Here is an 11,969-nt window from a genome sequence, read left to right as displayed (position 1 = left end):
ACTTATTCATTTATTCCAACGCATTATATGTTATGATTTGATGAACTATAAGGAATGAAGGAATGGTACAAATGGAGCTTCTTCAACTAAAATATTTCCTGACAGTGGCCCGATGCGAACATGTTACGGAAGCTGCGGGAAAGCTGCATGTCACGCAATCCTCCCTGAGCAAAACGATACAACGATTAGAGGACGACCTTGGAATCCCTTTATTTGATCGAATCGGGAGAAAGCTGCGATTAAACGACTTTGGAAGAACATTTCTTCAGCGAACTGAAAAAGCCTTATTTGAATTGGAACAAGGAAAGCGGGAAATCGCTGACCTCTCCAATCCGGATCAGGGTACACTGCAATTGGCGGTGACTACGGCAAGCACATTGCCAGGTATACTGCGGGAATTCCGGAAAACCAAGCCGGATATTCAGTTCCATGTGCAAATGGTTTCGTTAGAAAACATGTCCAGACTTCTACATCGGGGCGAGGTGGACTTTTGTCTCTCCTCCCCTCCGATTGAAGGTGACGACATCGAATGTCAGATACTATATGAAGATCCGATCGTAGTCGCTGTTCCTATGGGGCATCGATATGCAGACCGAAGCAGCATTCAGTTAACTGAACTTAAGGACGAGTGGTTTGTTGGGGTGAAACAAGGGTATGGGGTTCGTGATATGGTAGATTCCGTATGTCAATCCGCTGGTTTCCTACCGAAATATGTATATGAAGGTGATGAGCCTGCAAGATTAACAGCCCTTGTTGAAGCGGAGATCGGTCTCGCGTTTATACCTAGCACAGCCAGAAACCCGCATGAGCGCATTAGATATCTTCAGGTAGAGGAACACCAACTCGTTCGTGAGATCGCTCTGCTTTCGCACAAAAACAGGTATATTTCCAAAGCCGCTTTAGAGTTTCGCAGCGTGGTTATGGACTATTTCAGTGCTATGCCATGAGCACAAATTCAATCCCGAGGAGTTGTCATTTTGATATTAAAAGCAGAAAAATTTGATCATATTTCAGAGACAGAACGGCTAGTCATCCGACCATTACAGAAAGACGACTATGAAAATTGGTTGAATGAGTTTGAAAACCGCTTGCCCTCCCAACACCGTCATGATAAAGGGAAAATGGATATGAGTGAATGTACGCTGGATTGGTTTCATGATCTGGTAGATCGACACCAGGAGTTAGCGCGTACAGATGCGGTTTATGTATTTGGTGTGTTTAGAAAGCATGATGGTACACATCTGGGTATGATTGATATTGCGACCTTGGCAAGAGATCATTTTCAATGGGGAAGCTTCGGATACACGATCCATAATCAGTATTGGCGAAAAGGTTATGGGAAAGAAGCAGTGAATGAAGCACTTCATATTGCATTCGAACATCTGAAATTCCACCGCATAGAAGCTCATATTAATGTGGATAATACCCCTTCTGTAAAGTTAGCTGAAAACGTTGGTATGGAATTTGAATGTGTACGTAAAGGTTTCATACATGAAAATGATGAGTGGACCGATCATTTGGTGTATTACAAGAATTCTAATTAAACTAATCTCACCGATAATCAAAAAAGCGAACAAAGCACTTGCGTGCTCTGTTCGCTCTTCTTGTGAAGCCGTATCGCTGTCTTCGCCTTACTCGCCCAAGCTGTTCCAGAATGATTGGAACGCGCCTTTCTCCACTTCCAGGAATGCCGGAACATTACCGTAACGCACCAGACCTTCACCAAACAGAACCAGTGGGACCTGCGTTTTGTCTTCCAGCGTGAGATAGATGATCTTGCGATCTTCCTTGCCGTAGAGGTTCTCTTCCAACTCCGGGCTCGTTGCGATCGGTTTGGCAGCGTTTAGCGATGAGATAAAGCTGTCCAGTGCTTCATCCGCTGCTAACGGCTGAAGCTGCTGCAATCCGTTGTTCCAGCTGTCAAACGTCTCCCATTGCGCCGAGGCGATGTTGCCTTCGAGATGAAGCTTGCCGATCAGGTCGGCACCCGTACCAATGGTGATCCCGTTGTTCTTGTCGAATAGCTGAGCATACACCTGACCATCGATCTCGGTGTAAGACATGATGCGGAAGTCCTTGTCGTAGCCATTGACCGCATAGATGTCTGCTTCGCCAATGTTGGAAGCAAGCTCCGTATATTTATCCTCGCCGCTCAGTTCATTGATGCCACCAGTTGTAGTGCCAAGCTTCTCACCTCGTAGATTGAGTGCATTTACGCCTTCAAGCAATGTTGGGGACTGTGTATATACGTTTCCTCCATACACAACCAGTTGCATCATATCAGCCATCGCGCCTTTGCCCTGTGAACTCGGCAACTCCATCTTCGGAATCACGATTGGGTCAACCGACGCGCCTGGATTCACTGCTGCCACCTGTGGTGTTGGTGCGGCTGGCCCATTGAATTGTTGCCATACACTTGGCGCAGCCAATCCAATACTGGCAGCGATAACAACACTTGCTGCAATGTATAGTGGTTTACGTTGACGTTTTGGTCCCTGTTGTTGCGTGTTTAAGGATTGCTCTACCCGTTTTTTCATTTGTTCGTTTGTTTTCATATGATCCACCGCTTTCTTGTAGTTTTGTTTGAATTGTTCTTCGTTCATTACAGTTCCTCTCCTTCCAGCTCCAGTTTTAACAGCTGTCTTCCTCGTTTTAATCTCATTTTCACTGCTGATTCGCTAATCTCCAGGATTTCGCTGATTTCTCGGATCGGATAATCTTCGTAATAATACAGATGAACCACCGATCTATACTTGACGGGCAGTGACAGCACAAGTTCGATCAGCGCGTGATCTTCAGGGTTGTCAGTTGTAAGAGGATCGACTCCCTCCAGCTTGACCTCCCGTTTGCGCCAGCCTCTGCCTAATAAGGATTTGCAATGATTGGTGATGACCCGAATCAACCATGCTTTTTGATGCTCCGCATCGTTGAACGTAGGGGCTTTTTCTATTAGTTTGATGAAGGTATCCTGAGTGGCTTCCTCCGCGTCTTCTCGTCTGCCGAGGTGCACCATGGCAATCCGGAACAGCGTATCCGCGTATGTCTCATAGACTTTCATCACATGATCGCCCAGCTGGGGCACTGATCGCTGCATGGTTGTTATGCCCTCCTTTATACCTCTAACACTCTTACGGACGGCATTTGGTCACATTTTGTTTTAGGATTTTTTACTGGTCCATTTCATTCAAAATGCAAAAAAAGAAAGCAGCTCCATGAAAAGGAGTTGCTTTCTTCATCTTCGTCTTTATTTTCATATAAAATGCATATCGTTTCACCGATTAGAATTTCTTCTGTAATAGCTCAATGTTGTCTTCCAAACTGCTGTCCAAGCTTACGCCTACCTTCTGCAGTTTGTTTTGGTAATATGTTTTCACATCTTCCCATTTATAGTACGGATAGGTCTTTGTTTCGATTGGGAAGGCGATCTCTTCTTCATTTCTAAGCATTTTCACGAGAACATCCTTACCATTGGAATACAGAATCCATTGGATATTTGCTCCCATCGGTGAGATAACCGAGCCATTCCAGTTTTGGGTCACGTCCTGTGGTTTGTCGATACTCACATTAGCTCCGGCGATATCCAGGAATGAAGATAGTGGAATGATGGTTTCTGCGTGAGCAAAACGAAATATACCAGCCGTGTCTTTCTGCTGAATGGACTGGTCGGTAGACACAATCAATTCTTTGACCAGAGGTGCAATGATATTCTGCGGCAGATCCGTTGACGTTAAGGATGGACCTTTTTCATAGAAATCATTGATATTGTCAATACTCTCGTACCATTTCAACTGATTAGCCGTGAAATACCGCCCGAATTCGAAGTCACCTTCTCCTTTTATATTCGAAGAAATGATGTACAGTTCGTATAAATTAGAAGCAGCCTCGGTTGGGTTGCTGAGCTTCACTTTTCCCTTCTCATCCTTCAGTTCAAACTCTCCAGCGTTCAGCCGTTGATAGAAGTCTTCAGAGAAAAATTGCAAAAGGACCTCTTTTGCATAACGCGTTCCAGTGTTCTGTGTGACATAATCCTCGTATAACTTAACCCAGTCTCCATCTTCTACGTACTCGTTATACTTCGTAGCCAAGTCGTAGGGCCGTAGATAGGGGTCTTTCCCTTCTTCAAAGGCTGAAGCCAGAATGTCTACCTTATTATTTCCCAAGCTTTCCTTTAACCCGTCAATAAACTGATCTCTGCTCTGCGGCGTTCGATCTTTGAAGGTTGCTTGTGCAATCACTTTTTTATCCGATGTAAAAAGTTCTTTGAAATTCTGCCCAACTCTGGCCCCTATTCCTTTCAGTTCTTCTCCACCCGTAGTGGATAACAATCCATAATGATCTTTTTCAACCTTCATCAGATTGCCAATTTCCTTCTTCAGCTCTTTGCCCAGATTAGTGATCTGCCCGTCCTTTTCAGCGATGTCGAGCAGTTCAAATAACGTCTTGTCGTACTTGGAACTGGATAGATGTCTGGAACCATGTCTCCCTATGTAGTTAATAAATATGGGTTCATATCCAATAGGAGCTTTTGTATAACTTGTTTCCTTAAAAGGATATGGTGTTTTGGTACCGCGGTATCCCTGCTGATCGTTCATTTTTTGTCCAACAAACACCGATTGGGTGTTGTTATCCCAGTCTACCTCTTGCCCCAAGGCTTCACCAATCGCTCTTGCAGGTACATAAGTGACCCCATTGTAGAGAAATGATTCGCCTTCCACCCTTTGTCCGTTCACAACCACATTAGCTGATTGTTCGGACACTTCGATCATGCGTTTGGAGCCTGCGCCATATACGTCAAACACACTTATAGACGTTAAGATGGCGAGTGATGCTACTGAAATCCCGATTTTTTTGATCATCATAATGAATAGTTTTCTCCTTATTCCGCCTGATATTGGTTTATTTTCGCTCATCATACTATAGGTGAGAAGTGTCTGCGCCGTATCCATCCTATGTTAATTAATTGTAAAAGAATACATATAAATATTGACGTAAAATCTCATACGACAAAAAGAGCCGCTTATTTAGCGACTCTGAATCAGCATAACAGGCTATCTTGCTCCGAGACACATGAACAAAATAGTTATCACATGTCTCGCATTATCATGGCGCCCTGTATATTTTTATATCTATCCCTGACTCCGTCGGATGACCTTCTCCAACAAGTGTCTCACGGTTCAAGAAGGATAAGGCTTTGCTGTCTGTAATCATTTTGGGGGAAGTACGAAATAAAGCAGTTTTCAGCGTTTTATCAATATTTCCGTTATTTTCGATATAAATTTTGCAGGAATGACCTGTGTTGTCGGTCCCTTGGAGCATGTATCTTGCCGATAGAGTATGCGGACCACCATTCTTCCCGATAATCTGCGTATCCACTCCTCCACCCAGCACAATTCCCTCAAAGTACTTTCCGGTTACGCTGCCTGTAAAAGTAATCATAACAACCGAATCATCTTCGCTATTCTGCAAATCAAATGATTTCTCAATGTTCACATGCACCGTAAACAATTCTTCTAAATTCACGTGTTCCCACCTCCAGTTATTTACGTGTATGACATCAGCGAATCGCTACTCACCGAAGATCCGGTGGGTCTGATGATATCTAAAACAAGTTCGTTCCATCGATTCTCAGGAATGTCGGTAAAGTAAAATACATGCTTCTCCCCAGGTGATAAATCCGGGATGTGTTCAGTAATACAATCACCGAGTTGATCAACCAGTTTAAGTATATACCCAGATATCCGATAACATGGAATGTCATTCCGGTTCTCCACGATAACTACGACTTGGGCCTTCTCCTTTTCCAGCTCCACATTAAGGTTAATTGGTGAAGCTAATTGGCGTAAAGCTTCGTAAGAAGGCTTTGGCGTGCCATCTAAACTGATGGAACCATGAACCCGTTGGCGGAGCCTTCCCTCGCCTTCTTCCCCCATTTGCGTTCGATAATCGTTTAGGCTGAAGTATATGAGCGCTGCAATGGCAGGATGCTTCCGGTATTCCCTTGTGTTGTCCACCAAGATTTGTGTACGACGTTCATCCCCGCCCTCAAAAGCAGGCTCACATAGTCCATATTCAGCTACCACGAGAGGTTTATTTGGTAAACCCCTAGTCATATTTTGGATAACCTCCGGCCTGTCCAACTCCCCGTGCCATGTCCCAATATAATCGTTCCACATGACCATGTCACCTACACCCGTGGCATCTTGGGCGGGACTCTCATGCACTGTGTTAGACACATAGTTAATGAATCTCGTGTCATCCAGTCCGTGTACCAGAGATTTGAGTTCCTCAAAATACCGAACCGTAACAGTGGATTGTCCGTTCACCTCGTTGCCAATACCCCATGCATAGATACAAGGATGATTGTAGTGACGGTGGATCATTTCTTGGGCATGCTGCATTGAAATGTTCAACCATTCATCATCAGGATCTTGTGGGGTCTGCCAATGTGGAATCTCCTCCTGTACCAGTAAACCGTTACGATCACACCACTCCAGCAGCTTGCTATCCTGCTGCCAATGAAAGCGGGTAATAACACAATTCGCGTGTTTCATATGATGAAGCATCTCTTCCAACTGTGCTACCGATTCTGCCATACCGCTCATAGGATTCGATCCGGGCATCCATTCAACCCCCATAAGACGTACCGGCTCACGGTTAAGTAACAATGTATTACCTTCTGTGCGAATCTCTCTAAATCCTACTGCTGTGCATACCTCATCTGTAAGGACACCATCCAAGTATAAAGCAATGGTTACATTGTATAGATGGGGATGATCAAAATGCCACAACTTAAGGTGCTCCACCTTGATGTCTTGAAAGCTTAGAACACCTTCGTCGCCAGACATTTCCCATTCATTCGAAGTCAAAAAATCTTTTTCAGACGAAATCATCACTTTCAGTTTTATAGATTTACACTCAGACTCTCGTGCTTGCTCCCACAAACAAATCTCACCAGATAATATGCCGTATGGAGCTCCAGTTCCAACCATATCGTCTGTGAAATAAGGGACAGCTTGAAGTTTGGAATAGTCAATTGCCGTGCGACCGCTAACCAGCAGCGATACGCCGCGAATGATTCCGCCGTCGTCTGCCCAATCAAAGCTATTGCCCATGGGAAGAGCTGTCTGGCTATTTTCATTATTCACTGATACCACAATTCGGTTGATTGCATCAAAGGTGACTGTGTCGGAGATCTCTATAATAAATGGAGTGTAACCTGATTGAGTATGTTCTCCTACACGTTTTCCGTTTACCCAAACCACTGCATCTCGATAAACTGCATCAAACTGTAAACGCAGTAATTTCCCTTTCCATCCCAAAGGAGCGTAAAAATCATGACTGTACCATCCCGTTCCACGGAACTCCTCTAACCCGTTTTGCACGTTCCACGTGTGGGGAATCTTAACCATTTCGCCCGAGGGTGGACCTTGTTCATACCATAGTAGTTCCATGCCCTGATTCTCGGTATCTGCCTGAAACAACCATGATTCTTCCAATGAAACTACTGTTCTAGCACTCATTCTGATTCCTCTCTTTCTCATGCTGTTTTTTAATATGATATAGAAGACTTCTCTATACGGCCATTCAACATCCGCTGAATGTCATGGACAATCTGGTGACAAAAAAAGATTTACATATTTCCTTCAAATCATTTAAAATGGTTTACATAATGTAAAGGTTAACAAGTTGTAAACGAAGGGGTTAATGACGTACATGAGTACATTACCAAAATCAGTTCGCTTTCCACTGTTTATTCTGATGTTAAATCTGTTTATTGCTTTATTGGGGCAAGGGATGCTCATCCCCATATTGCCGGAGTATTTGAAGCTTTTTCATGCGGGAGGCACAGTAGCAGGATTTTTAGTTGCAGCCTTTGGTGCCGCTCAATTCTTCTTTTCACCTCTTGGGGGACAACTGTCTGATCGATTTGGACGCAAAAAGTTGATCATTGCAGGTATGTTTCTGTCTGTCATTTCAGATATCATATTTGCGCTGTCAACGTCATTGCCGTTCCTCTATGTCGCACGGTTTATCGGTGGAATCAGTCTTGGTTTAATGGTTCCTGCCAACCTCGCATATGTCGCTGATATTACAACACCGGAGACTCGTGCAAAAGGCATGGGCTATTTCGGCGCAGCAATGAATTTGGGAATGGTTCTCGGACCTGGTCTGGGTGGTCTCATCGCCGAGATGGGTATTCGCATGCCCTATTTCTTCGCGGCTGGTCTGGGACTGATTGCGGCATTGATGACGCTACTATTGCCTGAGACACTTCCCCCGGAAAAAAGAACGGTCTCCATCCGACTTCAGAAGGGAGATCACTTGGGCAAGAAAATCTGGAGTTCATTTAAAGTACCCTATTTCAAATACTTGATTGTGCTGCTCGTTATGACCTTTGGCCTTATGAGTTATGAGACCGTATTCGCGCTTTTTGCAGAGCAAAAATATGGATTCAACGCTGCTACGATCTCCATCATTATTACTCTGGGTGCGATTATCGGTATTGTTGTGCAGATCTGGCTTTTGGATTGGTTCGTACAGAGAATCGGTGAAGTTAAGTTGATCCGTCTATCTTTAATAATCACACCCATAGCTTTATTGTTAATGTTAATTAAGGTCAACCTTGTGTTTCTGTTGTTCGCTTCTGCGTTATTCTTTGCATTCAATTCGTTTTTGCGACCTTCGGTCAGCACGTTAATATCCAAGAATGCAGGAGATCGGCAAGGTTATGCATCCGGTCTGAATACGACATTTTCCAGTCTCGGAACGGTGATTGGGCCGCTGATCGCAGGACTATTGTTTGACAAAAACATAAACTTCCCTTATATTTTTGGTGCAATTATGCTGCTCGCTTCACTCGGACTGACCTTGAACGCATTTCGTTCGAAGAAAGGACAATTGTATACAAGTGAATGAAAACTGGCATCAACAATTGGGAAATAAACATCGTGATGATTTGATTGCAGCAGGTAAGGAGCTTTTTTTGAAATATGGATTGCTCCAGGTGAAAATTAAGGATGTTTGTACAAAAGCTGAACTGAGTAGAGTGACCTTTTATAAACATTTTCAGTCTATGGATGAGCTTCTTCTAGCCATTCAGATGCAACTGATCGAACATTTAACGGATGAGGTTAGCCGTGCATCAACGAAGGACTTGAATGGACGAGAACAACTCAAGGTCATGTTGAATGCATGGGTTGTTTATGCCCAGGTTCATCCAGACTACATCAGGTTTATTCAATTGTTTGATATTAACTATGAGATGTATGACTTTAGAGCTGAATTAAGAGAAGAGTATGATAAGTTCAACCAGAACGGGAAAGAAAAACATTTCCTGATGGGCGCTTTATCCCAAGGCGTTGTTGACGGTAGTATTAAGAATCCGTCCCCTCCGCTCGATCTGGCTCAGTTTATCTTCACAACGATGATGGGCATGCTCCAGCGCATGGTAACTATTCGTGCTGCTCATGATCATTCATTGGATATGCGAATGACGGAGCAATTTGTGAAGATGCTGCTTCATTTTGTTTGTAGCGAGGAAATATCCGAGTGATGGCATGGTAGATGGATCGATAAAACAAAAGTTTGAAATAAAAAACGGATTCCGTATATTGGAAACCGTTTTTTTCTTCATTAATAAAGCGTTAATCCGTTAGCACGGGCAACTGTCCTCCAGCTTTTAGTTGACCAAGCAATACTTTGATCCCGGCAGATGTATTTGGCTCCTGCTTTCCATACACAGCAACTCCTGAGCGCACGTTTTGCAAATAGATCGTTTCGTAAGGGTTACCGAGTGAAAACAGCGTGTATCGCTGATTACTCTTGTTCATCGCATTAATCAAGGTTTGATACTCACTCCAACCGAACTGGCTGGCCACATTACGGAATTGGTAAGAAGCAAGAATGACATAATTGGCTTTGCCAATCGCCTGGAGCGTTTCATTCATTTTGCCTTGACCAACAAGTGATATTTCAGTTTTTAACGACAGGTTATTAGCGGCTTGCAACAGTTGCTTCTCAAGCTGTTTCGCCTGTTCCTGCTCGGCTGCGACAATAACAACCCGGTCCCCTTGCTTAATTGGATCAGGAAGCACACCTTCGCGACTGCTGAGTACAGTGACCGCTCGCTCTGCGATTGTCTGCTCCACTGCTCGGTGCGCCTTCGATCCGATGATACCGTTAAGCTGAGTTAGCTTTTGCGCAAGAGTTTGACTGTCTTCAAACAAACCATATTTCGCTTTCATCTCCAAGATTCGTTTCACGGATGCATGTATGGTTTCATCCTTGATCGTTCCATTGTTCACTGCGTTCACCAGCGTTTGATGGGCGGCTGCTGAATCTTTTGGCATAAGGATGATATCAACACCTGCGGAAACAGCGCGTTCTACCGATTGATTCTCCCCAAAATGTTCCGCAATTGCATTCATGGTAAAGGCATCCGACACGATGAGACCTTCGTATCCCAGCTCTCCGCGAAGAAGTCCTGTCAGTACCTTTTTCGATAAGGTGGCAGGAATCGGCACACGTTCACCGTCTTTGAGCGAAGTGACATGTTCGTTGTCTATGGCAGGGAAAGCAATATGCGCGGTCATAATCATCTCTACACCATTTTTGATTGCAGCCCGAAACGGTTTTAATTCTACCGCATCAAGCCGTTCTCGGTTATGGGCAAGCACAGGCATACCAAGATGGGAATCTACCGTTGTATCTCCATGTCCTGGAAAATGCTTAACTGCCGCCATCACCCCTGATTGCTGTAGCCCTTTTATCGTTGCCAGACCAAGCCGTGTCACCAAATCCGCATCCGAGCCAAAAGACCGTATACCAATGATGGGGTTATCTGGATTGCTGTTGATGTCCAGCACTGGCGCAAAATTGATCTGCAATCCCAGTGCCTTCAGCTCCTCCCCTGTCAGCTGACCAGCTGCTTCGGCTAACGTTGCATCTCCAGTTGCGCCAAGCGCCATCTGCCCGGGAAGGTTCGTGCCTCCTGGTATTCGCTTAATAACGCCTCCTTCTTGGTCGATGCTAAGAAATAGAGGAATGTCACCTGCTTCTCTTTGTATATCATGTGTGAACGTTGTAAGCTGCGTCACGTTTACAATATTTTTATCAAAAAGAATAAGTCCGCCCAAGTCCTGATCATGGATAGTGCGTTTCAGCCCCTCATTAACGGTCGTTGTCGCTTTACCATTCCATTGCCTAATGTCGGGCATAAGCATCTGACCAACTTGCTCGCTTACCGTCATATAGGATATCAGCTTATCCCAATCTTGTGTCCGAATGGCCGCTTCACGTTCGAAGCGAATTACTCTCGCCATAAATACGGCATATTCAGCGCGCGTGACAGCTTGATTCGGACGGAAGGTGGCATCTGAATAACCACCGACCAAGCCGTTTGAACTCATAATAAGAATGGGTGCTGCTGCCCAATGCCTGTCCGTATCTGTCCATTCTGCGGGGTTCTTACCTTCCGCGAGTGAATATGCCCGTGTAAGGAAGGCAGCAGTCTCTGCGCGGCTAAGCGGTGCGTCCGGACGGAAGGTTCCGTTAGGAAAACCACTTGCAAGTCCATTTTTAGCAGCTATCATGATTTCTCGATGGAAAGGGTGTGTAGTTGGAACATCCGAATAGGTTGTGCCTTCCACTGCTCTTTGAAGCTGATCCGGATAAAGCTCCCGCACCATAAAAGTGACGGCTTGTGCCCTTGTCACAAGTGCCTCTGGCTTGAAGATCCCATTGCCATATCCGGCTACTGTTCCCCGTTTCGCCATATACGTGATGCCATCCTCTGCCCACTTTGAATACTTTAGATCAACAAACGTTTCTTCCGCAGCTGCCGTTCCCACCCCTATAAGCATAGAGCCAACAACGGCACCAATAATCGTCATCCATTTTACATGCATTTGTTTCACTCCTGTTGTATTCTATGGATGAATAGACGCTACTACGGTATAGTTTGTTGCGTT

10 protein-coding genes are annotated in these 11,969 nt (G+C 44.7%); 4 read left to right on the top strand and 6 right to left on the bottom strand.

The genetic code is table 11. The annotated features are described in order from the left end of the window. Window positions 1-71: 71 nt before the first annotated feature. The gene (locus J2X75_RS07410; protein ID WP_310335396.1) at window positions 72-947 is read left to right on the top strand and encodes a LysR family transcriptional regulator; all 876 of its coding nucleotides are present in this window, start codon (window positions 72-74) and stop codon (window positions 945-947) included. A 30-nt stretch (window positions 948-977) separates the two neighbouring features. Then, on the top strand, window positions 978-1,544 hold the full coding sequence (locus J2X75_RS07405) for a GNAT family N-acetyltransferase (RefSeq protein ID WP_310335394.1): 567 nt from the start codon (window positions 978-980) through the stop codon (window positions 1,542-1,544). 87 nt (window positions 1,545-1,631) lie between these two features. Here J2X75_RS07405 and J2X75_RS07400 read toward each other — a convergent pair whose 3' ends face one another. From J2X75_RS07400 to J2X75_RS07380, 5 genes are all read right to left on the bottom strand, one after another. After that, a complete protein-coding gene (locus J2X75_RS07400; RefSeq protein ID WP_310335392.1) occupies window positions 1,632-2,603 on the bottom strand; it encodes a hypothetical protein in 972 nt (323 codons plus the stop codon). Further along, a complete protein-coding gene (locus J2X75_RS07395) occupies window positions 2,603-3,094 on the bottom strand; it encodes an RNA polymerase sigma factor (RefSeq protein WP_036615805.1) in 492 nt (163 codons plus the stop codon). Before J2X75_RS07395 ends, J2X75_RS07400 begins: the two co-directional genes overlap by 1 nt. Window positions 3,095-3,278: 184 nt before the next feature. Then, window positions 3,279-4,859, bottom strand: a complete 1,581-nt coding sequence (locus tag J2X75_RS07390; RefSeq protein WP_310335388.1) for a histidine-type phosphatase — start codon at window positions 4,857-4,859, stop codon at window positions 3,279-3,281. A gap of 241 nt (window positions 4,860-5,100) precedes the next feature. After that, complete coding sequence (locus tag J2X75_RS07385; protein ID WP_310335386.1) at window positions 5,101-5,520, bottom strand: DUF3237 domain-containing protein; 420 nt, start codon at window positions 5,518-5,520, stop codon at window positions 5,101-5,103. A gap of 20 nt (window positions 5,521-5,540) precedes the next feature. Further along, the gene (locus J2X75_RS07380) at window positions 5,541-7,520 is read right to left on the bottom strand and encodes a glycoside hydrolase family 2 protein (protein ID WP_310335384.1); all 1,980 of its coding nucleotides are present in this window, start codon (window positions 7,518-7,520) and stop codon (window positions 5,541-5,543) included. A gap of 193 nt (window positions 7,521-7,713) precedes the next feature. Between J2X75_RS07380 and J2X75_RS07375 the strand changes: the two genes are divergently transcribed. After that, window positions 7,714-8,916: an MFS transporter gene (locus J2X75_RS07375; protein WP_310335382.1), complete on the top strand. Its 1,203-nt coding sequence runs from the start codon at window positions 7,714-7,716 to the stop codon at window positions 8,914-8,916. Further along, window positions 8,909-9,553 carry a TetR/AcrR family transcriptional regulator gene (locus J2X75_RS07370; RefSeq protein ID WP_310335380.1) on the top strand — a complete coding sequence of 215 codons (645 nt, stop codon included), beginning with the start codon at window positions 8,909-8,911 and terminating at the stop codon, window positions 9,551-9,553. Before J2X75_RS07375 ends, J2X75_RS07370 begins: the two co-directional genes overlap by 8 nt. 91 nt (window positions 9,554-9,644) lie before the next feature. On the opposite strand, the gene J2X75_RS07365 is transcribed toward J2X75_RS07370, so the two are convergent. Next, entirely contained in the window at window positions 9,645-11,906 is a 2,262-nt protein-coding gene (locus tag J2X75_RS07365) for a glycoside hydrolase family 3 N-terminal domain-containing protein (protein WP_310335378.1), read from the bottom strand. Window positions 11,907-11,969 lie beyond the last annotated feature (63 nt).

Origin of the sequence: Paenibacillus sp. 2003 (genome assembly GCF_031455635.1) — a bacterium.
Classification (GTDB): Bacteria; Bacillota; Bacilli; order Paenibacillales; family Paenibacillaceae; genus Paenibacillus; species Paenibacillus amylolyticus_B.
This window is presented reverse-complemented; position numbering and strand designations above follow the sequence as displayed.

Coding starts and splice junctions, on each gene's coding strand:
- J2X75_RS07410 (WP_310335396.1), top strand. CDS start 72: ATGGAGCTTCTTCAACTAAAATATTTCCTGACAGTGGCCCGATGCGAA.
- J2X75_RS07380 (WP_310335384.1), bottom strand. CDS start 7,520: ATGAGTGCTAGAACAGTAGTTTCATTGGAAGAATCATGGTTGTTTCAG.
- J2X75_RS07375 (WP_310335382.1), top strand. CDS start 7,714: ATGAGTACATTACCAAAATCAGTTCGCTTTCCACTGTTTATTCTGATG.
- J2X75_RS07390 (WP_310335388.1), bottom strand. CDS start 4,859: ATGATGATCAAAAAAATCGGGATTTCAGTAGCATCACTCGCCATCTTA.
- J2X75_RS07395 (WP_036615805.1), bottom strand. CDS start 3,094: ATGCAGCGATCAGTGCCCCAGCTGGGCGATCATGTGATGAAAGTCTAT.
- J2X75_RS07400 (WP_310335392.1), bottom strand. CDS start 2,603: ATGAACGAAGAACAATTCAAACAAAACTACAAGAAAGCGGTGGATCAT.
- J2X75_RS07365 (WP_310335378.1), bottom strand. CDS start 11,906: ATGCATGTAAAATGGATGACGATTATTGGTGCCGTTGTTGGCTCTATG.